9 protein-coding genes are annotated in these 15,403 nt (G+C 59.7%); 3 read left to right on the forward strand and 6 right to left on the reverse strand.

The annotated features are described in order from the left end of the window. Positions 1-192: 192 nt before the first annotated feature. Both VOY09_RS00315 and VOY09_RS00320 read right to left on the reverse strand, forming a co-directional pair. On the reverse strand, positions 193-3,636 hold the full coding sequence (locus VOY09_RS00315; protein ID WP_322892884.1) for a pyruvate carboxylase: 3,444 nt from the start codon (positions 3,634-3,636) through the stop codon (positions 193-195). 60 nt (positions 3,637-3,696) lie between these two features. Further along, on the reverse strand, positions 3,697-4,836 hold the full coding sequence (locus tag VOY09_RS00320) for an alpha-hydroxy acid oxidase (protein ID WP_322892883.1): 1,140 nt from the start codon (positions 4,834-4,836) through the stop codon (positions 3,697-3,699). 139 nt (positions 4,837-4,975) lie between these two features. Here VOY09_RS00320 and VOY09_RS00325 point away from each other — a divergent pair, with 139 nt between their 5' ends. Both VOY09_RS00325 and VOY09_RS00330 read left to right on the forward strand, forming a co-directional pair. Then, on the forward strand, positions 4,976-7,648 hold the full coding sequence (locus tag VOY09_RS00325) for a UvrD-helicase domain-containing protein (RefSeq protein ID WP_322892882.1): 2,673 nt from the start codon (positions 4,976-4,978) through the stop codon (positions 7,646-7,648). Between the two features lie 119 nt (positions 7,649-7,767). Continuing rightward, positions 7,768-9,393 (forward strand): chloride channel protein, encoded by a 1,626-nt coding sequence (locus VOY09_RS00330; protein ID WP_322892961.1) that lies wholly within the window; start codon positions 7,768-7,770, stop codon positions 9,391-9,393. Here the strand turns inward: VOY09_RS00330 and VOY09_RS00335 are convergent. The 3 genes from VOY09_RS00335 to cobT form a co-directional block, all read right to left on the reverse strand. Next, positions 9,390-9,731, reverse strand: coding sequence for a DUF427 domain-containing protein (locus tag VOY09_RS00335; protein ID WP_322892881.1), 342 nt, complete (start codon positions 9,729-9,731; stop codon positions 9,390-9,392). The two genes, VOY09_RS00330 and VOY09_RS00335, sit on opposite strands and share 4 nt — an antisense overlap. Positions 9,732-9,773: 42 nt before the next feature. Further along, complete coding sequence (locus VOY09_RS00340) at positions 9,774-11,558, reverse strand: aminopeptidase P family protein (protein ID WP_322892880.1); 1,785 nt, start codon at positions 11,556-11,558, stop codon at positions 9,774-9,776. A gap of 71 nt (positions 11,559-11,629) precedes the next feature. After that, positions 11,630-13,507: a cobaltochelatase subunit CobT gene (gene cobT, locus VOY09_RS00345; RefSeq protein ID WP_322892879.1), complete on the reverse strand. Its 1,878-nt coding sequence runs from the start codon at positions 13,505-13,507 to the stop codon at positions 11,630-11,632. A 149-nt stretch (positions 13,508-13,656) separates the two neighbouring features. Here cobT and VOY09_RS00350 point away from each other — a divergent pair, with 149 nt between their 5' ends. Then, positions 13,657-14,241 (forward strand): NAD(P)H-dependent oxidoreductase, encoded by a 585-nt coding sequence (locus VOY09_RS00350; RefSeq protein ID WP_322892878.1) that lies wholly within the window; start codon positions 13,657-13,659, stop codon positions 14,239-14,241. Between the two features lie 112 nt (positions 14,242-14,353). Here VOY09_RS00350 and cobS read toward each other — a convergent pair whose 3' ends face one another. Further along, positions 14,354-15,340 (reverse strand): cobaltochelatase subunit CobS, encoded by a 987-nt coding sequence (gene cobS / locus VOY09_RS00355; protein WP_322892876.1) that lies wholly within the window; start codon positions 15,338-15,340, stop codon positions 14,354-14,356. Between the last annotated feature and the right edge of the window lie 63 nt (positions 15,341-15,403).

A 15,403-nucleotide genomic window follows, 5' to 3' on the forward strand; every position in this document is an offset into this window, starting at 1 on the left:
TTTTCTTGGTGGGCGGTGAATTGCATGGGAATGGTATGGCGGGGTTCACCCCGCCATATTGGCGGGCCGCGGTCAGGCGGGGTGAACCCCGCCCTACGGTGTGACGGCGGGGGCCTCCGGCGGGAGTATTTTGGGAAATAAGAAGCGGGGGTGGCGGGGCGCAAGGCAGTGATCCCCCTTGCGCCCCGGTGTTTATTCCAGCTCGATCAGCAGATCCTTGGCATCGATCTGGCTGCCGGGCTGTACATTGACCGTCTTGACCACCGCGTCACGTTCGGCGTGGATGCCGGTTTCCATCTTCATCGCCTCGATCGTCAGCAACAGATCACCGGCTTTCACCGATTTGCCCGCGACAGCCGCGACACTGGCCACCACGCCGGGCATCGGCGCGCCGATATGATTGGCATTGCCGTTTTCCGCCTTGGGCCGCTGCACCTTGTCCGCGGAGGCCAGCCGGTTCATCACCCGGATCGTGCGGGGCTGGCCGTTGAGTTCAAAGAACACTTTGACCTCGCCATCATCGTTCATGTCGGCCACGGCCTGCATGCGGATTTCCAGTGTCTTGCCGGGGTCGATTTCGGCGGCGATTTCCTCGCCCGGTTCCATGCCGTAAAAGAAGGTGCGCGTGGGCAGGGTGCGGACCGGGCCATAGATTTCATGGCGCGCGGTGTAATCGAGAAAGACCTTGGGATACATGAGGTACCCGTTCAGATCCTCATCATCGATGATGACATCTTCGAACTTCTCTTCCAATTCCTTCTTGGTCTGCGCCAGATCGACAGGGGGCAAGGATTTGCCGGGGCGGTCTGTTTGCGGCGTCTCACCCTTGAGGATCTTTTTCTGCAAGGCGGCAGGCCAGCCGCCCGGAGGTTGCCCCAGATTGCCGCGCATCATGTCGATCACGCTGTCGGGGAAGGAGACATCGACCTTGGGGTCCTCGACCTGCTGGCGGCTCAACCCCTGACTGACCATCATCAGGGCCATATCACCCACCACCTTTGAGGATGGCGTCACCTTGACGATATCGCCGAACATCTGGTTCACGTCGGCATAGGTCTGCGCGACCTCGTGCCAGCGTTCTTCCAGCCCCAAGGATCGCGCCTGCGCCTTGAGGTTGGTGAATTGCCCGCCGGGCATTTCGTGCAGATACACCTCTGACGCGGGTGCCTGCAGGCCGGATTCGAACGCGGTGTAATGCGCGCGGACCTGTTCCCAGTAATTGCTGATCTCGCGGATCGCCGCGATATCAAGGCCGGTGTCGCGGTCGGTGCCGCGCAAGGCCTCGACAATGGACCCCAAGGTGGGCTGTGATGTATTGCCTGACAGCGCGTCCATCGCGGCATCGACGCAATCCACGCCAGCGGCAGAGGCGGCCAGCACCGTCGCAATTGCCGCACCAGACGTGTCATGCGTGTGGAAATGGATCGGCAGGCCGATTTCATCCTTCAGCGCCTTGATCAACACGCTCGCGGCGGCGGGTTTCAACAGACCCGCCATATCCTTCAGCCCTAGCACATGCGCACCTGCGGCTTCCAATTCCTTGGCCATGCCAATGTAATACTTCAGGTCATATTTGCTGCGCGCGGGGTCCAGCAGATCGCCGGTGTAACAGATCGTGCCTTCGCAGACCTTGTTGGCGTCAATCACCGCATCCATCGCGATGCGCATGTTTTCAACCCAGTTGAGGCTGTCGAACACCCGGAACACATCGACACCCGATGTGGCGGCCTGCGCGACAAAGCTTTGCACAACGTTGTCGGGGTAGTTCGTATAGCCGACCCCGTTTGAGGCGCGCAGCAGCATCTGCGTCATGATATTGGGCATCACCGCGCGGATATCGCGCAGGCGTTGCCAAGGGCATTCCTGCAGGAAGCGGTAAGCCACGTCGAAGGTCGCGCCACCCCAGCATTCGACGCTGAAGAGGCCATGCATCTTGGCGGCATAGGCGGGTGCGGCGTTGATCATGTCGATCGACCGCATCCTTGTTGCCAGCAAAGATTGGTGCCCGTCGCGCATCGTCGTGTCGGTGATCAGCACCTGTGGCTGGTCTAGCATCCATTGCGCCACGGCGGCAGGCCCTTGTTCATCAAGGATATTGCGGGTGCCGGGGGTCAGGTTGCTGGTGGGTCGCACCGGCGGGCGCGGCAGGCGGATTTCGGCGGCAGGGCGCGCACGGCCTGCGGTTTCGGGATGCCCGTTGACGGTGATATCCGCGATATAGGTCAGGATTTTCGTCGCCCGGTCACGGCGCTTGGTGAAGGTGAACAGCTCCGGCGTCTCATCAATGAATTTGGTGTGGTATTCATTGTTCAGGAATGTCGGATGTTTCAGCAGGTTTTCGACAAAGGCGATATTGGTGGACACACCGCGAATACGGAATTCACGCAAGGCGCGGTCCATCCGTGCAATCGCCATTTCCGGCGTGGGCGCGCGGGCGGTGACTTTGGTCAGCAGGCTGTCGTAATAGCGGGTGATCACGGCACCGGAATAGGCTGTGCCGCCGTCAAGGCGAATCCCCGGCCCGGTGGCCGAGCGATACATCTGAATACGCCCGTAATCGGGGATGAAATTGTTCTGCGGGTCCTCGGTTGTCACCCGGCATTGCAGGGCGTGGCCGTCGAGTTTGACATCATATTGCGACGCGCAGCCCGTTGCTTCCACAATGGATTTGCCTTCGGCAATCAGGATCTGGGCACGGACGATGTCGATGCCGGTGACTTCCTCGGTCACGGTATGTTCGACCTGTACGCGGGGGTTCACCTCGATGAAGTAGAATTCGCCATTATCCATATCCATCAGGAATTCGACCGTGCCCGCGCATTCGTAATTCACATGGGCGCAGATTTTCTTGCCCAGATTGCAGATCTGTTCGCGCTGGGTGTCGGACAGATAGGGGGCAGGGGCGCGTTCCACGACCTTTTGATTGCGGCGCTGGACCGAACAATCGCGTTCCCACAGGTGATAAATCTGGCCGTGGCTGTCGCCCAGGATCTGCACCTCGACATGGCGGGCGCGCATGATCATCTTTTCCAGATAACCTTCGCCATTGCCGAACGCTGCCTCGGCCTCACGCCGGCCTTCGCGGACTTTTTCTTCCAGTTCTTTCTCGTTCATGATCGGCCGCATGCCGCGCCCGCCACCGCCCCAAGAGGCTTTCAACATCAGCGGATAGCCAACCTCGGCGGCCTCCTTGCGGATCGCGTCCATGTCATCGCCCAGCACTTCGGTCGCGGGGATGACCGGCACGCCCGCTTCCATCGCGACGCGGCGGGCAGAGGCTTTATCGCCCAATTGCCGCATGGTTTCAGCCTTGGGGCCGATAAAGGTGATCCCGTTCGAGGTGCAGGCATCAACGAAATCAGGGTTTTCAGAGAGCAGGCCATAGCCCGGATGGATAGCATCCGCGCCGGACATTTTGGCCACGCGGATGATTTCATCAATCGAGAGATAGGCGGCAACCGGCCCCATGCCTTCACCGATGCGATAGGCTTCATCGGCTTTGAAACGGTGCAGGCCCAGCTTGTCTTCTTCGGCAAAGACGGCGACGGTTTTCTTGCCCATCTCATTGGCGGCACGCATGATGCGGATGGCAATTTCGCCGCGGTTGGCAATCAGAATCTTCTTGAAATCGGTCATAATGGTTCCTTTTGCAGTTGCAGCAACGCTATGCGGCAAATTTCCCAAGGTCCAGAAAGATTAGCGGTTTTCGCGCAGGCATCCTGGCAAATCCTTCAGGCTGCGCGCCCCCAATTGCCCCATATTGCTGATCATATCCTGCCGCAGGATATCCAGCACATGCGCCGCCCCCGGCTCTCCCATCGCGGCCAGCCCGTAATGGAACGCGCGGCCCAGCATCACGAAATCCGCGCCTAATGCCAGCGCGCGCAGCACATCCAGCCCGCCTTCGATCCCGCTGTCGAAAATCACCGGCAGATTGGTGGCCGCCCGGATCGCGGGCAGGATTTCGATACTGGCAGGGCCGCCGTCGAATTGCCGCCCGGCATGATTGCTGACCCAGATCGCATCGGCCCCTTCATCGGTCAGCCGCGCGGCATCATCGGGGCGACCGACGCCCTTGACCACCAGCGGGCCGTCCCAAGCATCGCGCAGGGATTTGAAATAATCCCAATCGGGTGAGGTGCGCAGCAGATAACCGATATGCTGATTGGCGGGCAGGGTGGCCTTGATATCGCTGTAGCTTTCCATCAATCGCAGCCGTGGCATCCCGGTCTTGCGGATGCCCATCAGCCAGGCCGGACATTGCGCCGCCTGCAGCGCCAACCGTGGGGTCAGACGTGGCGGTTGCGTCAGCCCGCCGCGCGTTTGGCGTTCGCGGCGCGAGGCGACTGGCACATCGACCGTCAGGATCAGCGTATGGAAGCCCGCGTTTTTGGCGCGGCTCAGAATATCGTCACGGATTGTGGGATCGCGCGGCGGGTAAAGCTGGAACCAGCCTTGATCCCCGGCATGCGGCCCGACAGATTCGGGTGTCTGGCTGGCAACGGTGGACAGCCCGTAAGGGATGTTTTCACGCGCCGCCATCCGGGCCAGCATCTGTTCCGCCCCGGGCCAGATCAGGCCGGACATACCCAAAGGCGCGATGCCAATGGGAATGGGGTGGGTTTTGCCCAGCAATGTCGTGGTCAGATCGGGGGTGAATTCGCCATGCAGGATTGATGGATTCATCAACACCTGATCCAGCATGGTGCGGTTGCGTTTCTGTGTCGCCTCTACCCCGGTGGCGCTGTCGAGATATTCCCAGACGAAATGCGGGATCCGTCGGCGAGCGCGGGATTTCAGGTCGGCTATGGCGGGGTATCTTGCATGGGCGTTCATGGGGTGGACATTAGGAGGGAATTCCCGCCATTTGCAATGGCTGGAAGCCTCCGGCGGGGATATTTATGCTCGGACGATGCGATGGAACGGAAGTAGAACAAGGGTTTTCTTGGCAGGCGTTAGGCGGTATGGATAAGGGATGAATGATTTTACCGAAGATGATGCCTTTGAAGCCGCCGCAATCCCGCTGAGCCAGCGCGCGATGGCGCGGCCTGCGATAGTTGCAAAGATGGATTATCTTGCAGGACTAAACCCGGCTCAGCGCCAAGGAGTCGAGACGCTTGACGGTCCTGTCTTAATGCTGGCTGGAGCGGGAACAGGTAAAACCAAGGCGCTGATGACGCGTATTGCCCACCTTGTCTTTCAAGGGCGAGCAAATCCTGATCAAGTTTTGGCCGTTACCTTCACCAACAAAGCCGCGAAAGAAATGCGGGCGAGGCTTGAGAAAGATCCGTTTGGCATTGAAACGCCCATGAGGTGGATGGGCACCTTCCATTCGGTCAGCGCCAAGCTGCTGCGCCGCCATGCCGAACTGGTCGGGCTGCAATCGAGTTTCACGATTCTCGACAGCGATGATCAGTTGCGCCTGCTCAAGCAATTGGTCGTGGCCTCGGGTATCGACGAAAAACGCTGGCCGCCGCGGATGTTGGCCGGGATCATCGATGGCTGGAAGAACAAGGCGCTGACGCCCGATAAAGTGCCGGTCGCGGAAAGCGGTGCCTTTGATGGCAAGGGGATCGATCTTTATGCCGCCTATCAGCGCCGGTTGCGCGATCTGAATGCCGTCGATTTCGGCGATATCCTGCTGCATATGGTGACGATTTTCCAAAAGCACCCGGATGTGCTGCAGATGTATCAGAACCGGTTCCGCTATATTCTAGTGGACGAATATCAGGATACGAACGTGGCCCAATATCTGTGGCTGCGCCTGCTGGCGGCGGGGCATAAGAATATCTGCTGCGTCGGCGATGACGATCAGTCGATCTATGGCTGGCGCGGCGCAGAGGTCGGCAATATCCTGCGGTTCGAGGCGGATTTTCCGGGTGCCCATGTGGTGCGGCTGGAAGAGAATTACCGTTCGACGCCCCATATTCTGGCCGCTGCATCCGGCGTGATTGCCGCCAATAAGGGGCGTTTGGGCAAGACCCTGTTCACCTCGGTCAAGGAGGGCGAGAAGGTCCGCCTGATCGGCCATTGGGATGGCGAGGAAGAGGCGCGCTGGATCGGTGAGGAGATTGAGGCAGGTCAGCGCGGCAGTCGCGGCATGGCACCCTTGGGGCTTGATTCGATGGCTATTCTGGTGCGCGCCAGCCACCAGATGCGCGCCTTCGAGGATCGGTTTCTGACCATCGGTCTGCCGTACCGCGTCATCGGCGGGCCGCGTTTTTATGAACGGATGGAAATCCGCGATGCGATGGCCTATTTCCGGCTGGCGGTGTCGCCCGCCGATGATCTGGCCTTTGAGCGGATCGTGAATACGCCGAAACGTGGCTTGGGAGATAAGGCAGTCCAGACCATCCAGCGCACCGCGCGGCCAAACGGTGCCTTGGAGAATGAGCGCATGCCGCTGCTGGAAGGTGCGCGACTGGTTTGTCAGGAGCGGCTCTTGGGCGGCAAGGGTCTGAAAGAACTGACCGAATTGGTTGCGGGTTTGGATCGTTGGAAATGGTTGCAGGGAAGCATCGGTAACGCGGAAGAGATTAATCGACTAGAACTGGAGATTGCAGACCTTAATGCCTCTAAGGTCCTATCTTCAGAAGAAAGAGAAGACCTGCAAGCTGAGTTAGCTAGGCTTTCTTCGGGTGAGGTGGTCGAAGACGACAAGTTAGAATTGCAAAAAGCCGATCTGTTTAAAAAGATAGAGCAAATAAACGCTGAGGTGGAGCGACTATCATCACGCATCAGATTGCGGGAAATTTATCTAGGCGTACTAACCGAAGGTCACGTGCGACTTGCAGAAGTCATATTGGACGAATCCGGCTACACCGGTTTCTGGCAGAACGACAAAACGCCAGAGGCGCCGGGGCGGCTCGAAAACCTCAAGGAACTGGTCAAGGCCTTGGAAAATTTCGAAAATCTGCAAGGCTTCCTCGAACATGTCAGCCTGATCATGGATAACGAGACCGAGGAACAGGGCGAAAAGGTCAGCATCATGACCCTGCACGCCGCCAAAGGGTTGGAATTTCCTTCCGTGTTCCTGCCGGGGTGGGAGGATGGTCTGTTCCCGTCGCAACGCTCGATGGATGAAAGTGGGCTGAAAGGCCTCGAGGAAGAACGCCGCCTTGCCTATGTCGGCATCACGCGCGCCGAAGAGCTTTGCACCATTTCTTTCGCGGCCAACCGTCGTGTCTATGGCCAGTGGCAATCGCAGATGCCCTCGCGCTTTATCGACGAATTGCCTGCCGATCATGTTGAGGTGCTGACACCCCCCGGCCTATATGGCGGCGCTTATGGGGCTGCGGGCATGGCGGCCAGTGCCTCGCCCGCGATCATGGGGGCGATGGGCTCTGACCTGCATCAAAAAGCGCATGATGCCGATGTCTATAATTCGCCCGGCTGGCGGCGGCTGCAGACCCGCAGCCAGCAGCGCGGCATGAGCGTGCCATCCGAGGCGCGGCATATGACGATTGACGCGACGGCTGTTTCGGCCTTCAGCGTCGATGACCGGGTGTTTCATCAGAAATTCGGCTATGGCGCGGTGCTGGGGATTGAAGGCGACAAGCTGGAAATCGCCTTTGACAAGGCGGGCACAAAACATGTCGTTGCACGCTTCATCGTCAGCGCCGATGCGGCGGATGATGTGCCGTTCTGACCAAAGCGGCTTGAGCTTGCCCGCCTGACCCCGCCATACTGGCAGCGACCAGCAAAAAGGACGGCACAGTGGCAAGCGGCGGATCTGTCAGAACCGGTTTCAACAAAGCCGTCAGCCATGTGATCCAGTCCAGCCGCAGCGCATTGGCGGTGATCAAGGCCAAGGGGCCTACACAGATCCAGTTCTGGTTCATCGCTTTGGCCATTGGCGTCGCTGCGGGCGGGGCCTCGGTCCTGTTCCGGCTGGGGATTGAGCTTCTCCAGACGACGGTTTATGGCACCGATGATATCCTGACCTTACACACATTCGCCGCCGGTCTGATCTGGTATCAGGTGCTGCTGATCCCAATCTGCGGCGGGCTGGTGGTGGGGCTGATCCTGCACAATTTCACCGATGACGGCCGGGTGCGGTCGGTTGCGGAAGTGATCGAAGGTGCCGCCCTTGCGCAAGGCCGGGTCGAGGTGCGGCGCGGTTTCGCCTCAACCGCTGCCTCGCTGATCACGCTGTCTACCGGCGGGTCCAGCGGGCGCGAAGGCCCGGTTGTCCATCTGGCCGCCGTGCTGGCGACGATAGTCAGCCGCCTGATCAAGGCCAATGGCATCACCGGGCGCGATCTTTTGGGCTGCGCTGTGGCGGCGGCGGTTTCAGCCAGTTTCAACGCGCCGATCGCTGGGGCGCTTTTCGCGCTGGAGGTGGTGCTGCGCCATTTCGCTGTTCACGCCTTTGCGCCCATCGTCATCGCCTCTGCCGTGGGGACGGTGCTGAACCGGCTGGTGTTCGGCGATGTCACGGAATTCGTGCTGCCGGTGCAGAATGCGCTGGCGTTTTATGTCGAATTGCCGGCGTTTTTGATGCTCGGGCTGATCTGCGGTCTGGTCGCGGTGGTCTTGATGAAGTCGATCTTCTGGGCCGATGATTTCGCGAATTTTGTGCAGCGCAAAATCCACTTGCCACGCTATCTGCGCCCGGCGATTGCGGGGGCGATGCTGGGCGGTTTGGCGATCTGGTTTCCGCATATCATCGGGGTGGGCTATGAAACCACGACTGCCGCGCTGACCGGGTCACTGCTGCTGCATGAGGCGATCATTTTCGTCGTGCTCAAGGTCATTGCCGTCGCCATCACCATCGGCGGGCGGATGGGCGGCGGGGTATTCTCGCCCTCGCTGATGATCGGCGCGCTGACCGGGCTGGCCTTTGGCCTGATCGCGACGGCGGTCTTTCCCAATGTCTCGGGTGAAGGCTCGCTTTATGCGCTGGCGGGCATGGGTGCGGTTGCCGCCGCCGTGCTGGGCGCGCCGATTTCCACCACGCTGATCGTGTTTGAACTGACCGGCGACTGGCAGACCGGGCTGGCGGTCATGGTCGCAGTATCCCTGTCCAGCGCCTTGTCATCGCGGCTGGTGCATCGGTCATTCTTTCTGACGCAACTCGAACGGCGCAATGTGCATCTGGCGGCAGGGCCGCAGGCCTATCTGCTGGCGACGATCCCGGTGACTGACAATCTGCGCGACGCCCCGGAAGAGGCCTGTTGGGACCTTGTCCAACAGGGCCTCTACCTCGACCGGATCGCTACGCTCGAACAGGCCATGCCGGTCTTTGACCGCAGCGGAGAGGCGTTTTTGCCGGTGGTTTCTCTGGGTGGGGAAAGCGACGCGCCCGCATTGCTGGGCGCGCTGTATCATGTCGATGCGCTGCGCGCGATGAACCGCGCGCTGTCAGATACGGCGGCAGAGGAACATTCCTAGACTTCCTCGACCGCCACTTTGTTGGTGTAAAAGGCCAAATAGCCTTTGATCTGCGCCACGGCGGCCTTGGGGTCCTCATAAGACCAGACCGCATCCTTGATCAGCCCGCTTTTGGCGGCGATCCCGTAATAGGTCGCCTGACCTTTGAACGGGCAGGTGGAAATCGTCTCGGATGGTTCCAGAAATGCGGTGGCGATATCGGCGCGCGGGAAATAGATCACCGGGGGATAATCACCCTCGGTCAGTTCCAGCGCATCGCTGGTTTCACCCAGCACGGCACCACCGGCGCGCACGACCCATGTGCCGGTCGCAGGACGGATTGAAATGTGATCAGGCATGAGTGATCCTTTTGGTAATTGATAAATGAGATGACGGAATGGTCACAAAGGGGCGCAGGCAGCGATCAGCCAATCCTTGGCAGCCTGATCAAGGCGCGGGCCAACAAGGTCGAGTGTATCGGCATGATAGCGATCAATCCAGTCCCGTTCTGCGCGGCTGAGCAAATCACTATCGATCAGGCGGCGGTCAAATGGCACATAGGTCAGCGTGTCAAACGCCAGCATCGCGCGGTCATCCGCGCCTTGCAGGGCAGGGGCATCGACCGTGACAATCAGGTTCTCGATGCGGATGCCGAAATCGCCGGGCCGGTAATAGCCCGGTTCATTCGACAGGATCATACCTGCCTGCAAAGCCACCTCGGACCGGCGCGACAGGCTTTGCGGGCCTTCATGCACGCTGAGGTAGGACCCAACGCCATGCCCGGTGCCATGGTCATAATCCATCCCCGCCAGCCACAAAGGCGCGCGCGCCAAAGCATCCAGATGCTGCCCGCCGACCCCTTTGGGAAAGCGGATATGGCTGATCGCAATCATCCCCTGCAACACACGTGTATAGCAGGCGCGATGATCGGCGCGCGGGGTGCCGATCACCATGGTGCGGGTGATATCAGTGGTGCCGTCCTGATATTGCCCGCCGCTGTCGACCAACAGCAATTCATCGCGGCCCAAGGCGCGGTTGGTTTTCTCGCTGACCCGGTAATGGACGATGGCAGCATTGAGGCCTGATCCGCAGATCGTCTCGAAACTGATATCGCGCAGTTCATTTGTCTCGCGCCGGAATCCTTCCAGCGCGCGGACGACATCGATCTCGCTCAAACCACCGTTTGGCGCTGTGGCATCGAGCCAGGCCAGAAACCGCACCATGGCAACCGCGTCGCGCTGATGCGCGGCCTTGGCCCCGGCGATTTCCACGGCATTCTTGCAGGCTTTGGGCAGGATGCAGGGATCGCTGGCATGCACGACATTGGCGGCACCTTCCGCCAAAGTTGTCGCCACCAGTTCAGGGCAGGATTTGGGATCAATCTGCACTTTGCCCGTCAGCGCGCGCAAAGCAGGCAAAAATTCCGCCACATCGGCGGTTGTCACATCCGGCCCCAGATGATCCTGCACCGCTGCCGCCTTGCCCGCGCCCGCAAACAGGGTCACTGTGCCGGTTTTATGCAGGACCGCAAAAGCCTGCGGCACCGGATTACGCGCGATGTCGCTGCCACGGATATTCAACAGCCAGGCAATGGAATCAGGCAAGGTCAGCACGCAAGCCTCTGCTGCCAGATCCTTGGCCAGCCGCGCGCATTTCGCCGCATGATCCTCGCCCGCCAAAGCGACAGGATGGGCCGCAAATGGCGCATCCGGCGCGGCAGGCTGATCGTCCCAGATCCGGTCGACCAGATTATCTGTGGCACGCAGCTCAAACCCCGGCAGCGCCGCGCGCAGGCGCGTGACCTCATCAACTGTATGCAACCAAGGGTCAAAGCCCAGCACGCCACCATCCGGGCGCGCCGCTTTCAGCCAATCGGCCAATTGCACTTCGGGCCAATGGACCGGCGTGTAACATGCGGCCACTTCGGCCAGAACCTGCACCCGGTAGCGGCCATCGATGAACACGCCCGCCTGATCGGCCAGCACCACAGCAAAGCCAGCCGAGCCGGAAAACCCCGTCAGCCAACGCAACCTTGCATCACGCGGGGCGACATATTCGCCCTGATGCGCATCCGCGCGCGGCACCAGATAACCATCCACGCCTTCCGCCGCCATGATGTCGCGCAAAGCCACCAGCCGCGGCGGCCCTTGATCCGGCAAAGATTGTGCCTCAAAACTCTGAAACATCAAGGCTATTCCCTTCAACTTCTTTTTTCCAAAAATACTCTCGCCGAAGGCATCCGGTTTGCAAAACCGGATCAGCTGACCTTGCGCATGCCCAACACCCGCGCCCTTTTGCGCGGATCGGAATCAAACAGGCTGGCCAATTGTTCGGTCATCGCCCCCGCCAATTGTTCGACATCGGTGATCGTCACCGCGCGTTGATAATAGCGCGTCACATCATGGCCGATCCCGATGGCGCATAATTCCACCGCCTTACGCTTTTCGATCATCGCGATCACATCGCGCAGGTGTTTTTCGAGGTAATTCGCCGGGTTCACCGACAATGTGCTGTCATCCACCGGCGCACCATCGGAAATCACCATCAACACCTTGCGCTGCTCATAACGCGCCGTGATCCGCCGATGCGCCCATTCCAGCGCCTCGCCATCGATGTTTTCCTTCAACAGTCCCTCTTTCATCATCAGCCCCAGATTGGGCCGCGTCCGCCGCCAAGGTGCATCGGCGGATTTATAGATGATATGGCGCAGGTCGTTCAAACGACCCGGCGTCGCAGGGCGCCCTTCGGCCAGCCATTTTTCGCGGCTTTGGCCGCCTTTCCACGCTTTCGTGGTGAACCCGAGGATTTCCACCTTCACATCACAGCGTTCCAGCGTGCGGGCCATCACATCGGCACAGATCGCCGCAATAGAAATCGGACGGCCCCGCATCGAGCCGGAATTATCCAAAAGCAGCGTGACCACTGTATCGCGGAACTCCGTATCCTTCTCGACCTTGAACGACAGCGGCGTCGTCGGCGATGCCACCACCCGCGCCAAGCGGCCCGCATCCAGAATCCCTTCCTCACGGTCAAATTCCCATGACCGGTTCTGCTGCGCCTGCAAGCGGCGCTGCAATTTATTCGCCAGCCGTGACACAGCACCTTTCAACGGCTCCAATTGCTGGTCCAGATAGGCGCGCAGCCTTTCCAACTCGACCGGTTCGGCCAGATCCTGCGCGCCGATTTCCTCGTCAAACGCAGTATAGGCGACCTTGTAATCCGGGTCGGCATCCGACACGGGTGCTGGCTGGGGCGGGTCATTCGGGGCCTCGCCCTCGGGCATCTCGGTCTCTTCGCCCATGTCGGCATCGGCCTGATCATCCATGCTGACCTGCGCCTGGCTCGCATCCTGCTGGCTTTCCTGGCTCTGCTCGGGCGAGGCTTCAGCCTCATCACTGTCGCCGTCCTCATCGCCGCTGCTGTCCGGCTCTTCCTGATCGTCGCTGCCATCCTCGGCGGCATCATCCTGATCATCATCGAGCTGATCGGGGTCATCGCCCAGCTGATCGCCATAGCCCAGATCGCTGATCAACTGCCGCGCAAATTTCGCGAAAGCCTGCTGATCCTTCAGCGTCGCCGACAGGTTTTCCAAGGTCCCACCGCAATGATCCTCGATGAACCCGCGCCACAATTCCATGACATTATCAGCACCCTTTGGCAGATCGCGCCCGGTCGCCAGATGCCGGATCAGATAGCCTGCGGCGACCGGCAAAGGCGCGTCAGAGGCTTGGGTGATCTGATCGTAGCCTTTACGCTTGGCCTCATTGCCGATCTTGGCGTCGATATTGCCTGCAGTGCCGGGCATATATTGCGCGCCCACCGCCTCGATCCGCGCCGTTTCCATCGCGTCATACAAATCCCGCGCCATCTGCCCTTGCGGCATATAGCGCGCGGAAAGCGCCGCATCATGGAACTTATGCCGCAGGGCAAAAGCATCCGCCGTCCCGCGCGCCAGTAACACCTCATCCCGCGTCAACCGGCGCGAGATTTGCGGCAGGCGCATCGTATCCGCCGTCTGGCCGGACGGATCGACCGAAAAGGTCACCGACAGATCGGGATCATCGGCCATGACTTTGGTCGCCTCGGCCAAGGCTTTTTTGAACGGATCGGCGGGATTGTCACTGGGTTTTTGCATGGCAAAGATAAAGCACCGGACGGGGTCAGGGGCAAGGGGGCAAGGCTCTGCTTATTTTTGCACAGGCGCTGCGCTGATGTGCCTGTTTCAATGCGCGACCATTTCGCGCATCTTCCCACCATACGCATTTTCACATCTGGAGAGATGACATGACCAATAAACCAAAAATCGCCCTGATCATTGGCTCGACCCGCGAAACCCGCTTTGCCGACAAACCTGCCGCATGGATGCTGGCCCAAGCGCAAAAGCGCGACGATATGGAGGTCGAACTGGTCGATCTGCGCGATTTCGATCTGCCCTTGTTTGACGAAGCCGCGAGCAACCTCTGGATGCCCTCCACGGATGAGCGCGCCGTGAAATGGCAGCAGAAGATCGGTGAATTCGACGGCTTCATCTTTGTCGTGGCGGAATACAATCGCTCGATCACCGGCGCGCTGAAGAATGCGCTGGATCAGGCCTATAACGAATGGAACCGCAAGCCGATGTCGGCGATTGCCTATGGCTCTGTCGGTGGCACCCGCGCGCTGGAGCATCTGCGCACGATCGCCATCGAATTGCAGATGGTCCCCACACGCAATGCCGTCCACATCGGTGGTGGTGATTTCTTTGCCGTGCACCCGCTGGGGTCCAACAACGAGATCGACACGATTGCCGATCACCTGCTGCCATCGGTCGAAGCGACCTTAGACGATGTCGTCTGGTGGGCAAATGCGACCAAAGCGGCGCGTGGGTAAAAAAATGTCGGGGATAACCCCGACCTACATATCGGCCACCGTAGGGCGGGGTTTTCCCCGCCTTATTTCATATCGACTAGCACCCTAGGTCGGGGTTAACCCCGACCTACTTTCACCCCAAAGACAAGCTCGCCGCACTTTCCGGCAATTCCTCGTCAAAACACCGCTGATAGAATTCCGCGACAGTCTGACGTTCCAGTTCATCGCATTTGTTCAGGAACGACAGCCGGAACGCATAGCCGACATCCTTGAAAATGCGCGCATTTTCGGCCCAGGCCAGCACCGTGCGGGGTGACATCAGCGTGCTCAGATCGCCATTGATAAACGCCGTGCGCGTCAGATCGGCGACGGTGACCATTTGGCTGATTGTCCGGCGACCCTTTTCATTATTGTAATGCGGCGACTTGGCCAGCACGATCGCAGCCTCTGCATCGTGGCTCAGATAATTCAGCGTCGCGACCAGCGACCACCGGTCCATCTGCGCTTGGTTGATCTGCTGGGTGCCGTGATAGAGACCCGTGGTATCCCCCAGACCCACCGTATTCGCCGTGGCGAACAGGCGGAAATAAGGGTTCGGCGTGATGATTTCATTCTGATCCATCAGTGTCAGCTTGCCGTCGGTTTCCAGCACGCGCTGAATCACGAACATCACATCGGCGCGGCCTGCGTCATATTCGTCGAACACAATCGCCACAGGGTTCCGCAAGGCCCAAGGCAGGATGCCTTCGTGGAATTCGGTGACCTGCACACCGTCGCGCAGCTTGATCGCATCCTTGCCGATCAGATCGATCCGGCTGATATGGCTGTCAAGGTTCACCCGCACGCAGGGCCAGTTCAGCCGCGCCGCAACCTGTTCGATATGCGTCGATTTGCCGGTGCCGTGATAGCCCTGAATCATCACCCGGCGGTTATAACCAAACCCGGCCAAAATCGCCAAAGTCGTGTCGGGATCGAATTTATAGGTGCTGTCAATCTCGGGCACACGGTCGGTCCGCTCGGCAAAGCCTTTGATCTTCATGTCGCTGTCGATGCCAAAGACATCCCGGACAGAGATATCCTCGGTAGGTTTCGCATGCATATCAGTGGTGCCGTCGGCCATGTGCCTTGCCTTTTCGTTTAGATCGTCAGTTTCAAGCTGTGAGGCAACATAACGCCCCACGCG

The sequence above is a fragment of the Yoonia sp. 67-2 genome (genome assembly GCF_035117555.1).
Taxonomy (GTDB): Bacteria; Pseudomonadota; Alphaproteobacteria; order Rhodobacterales; family Rhodobacteraceae; genus Yoonia.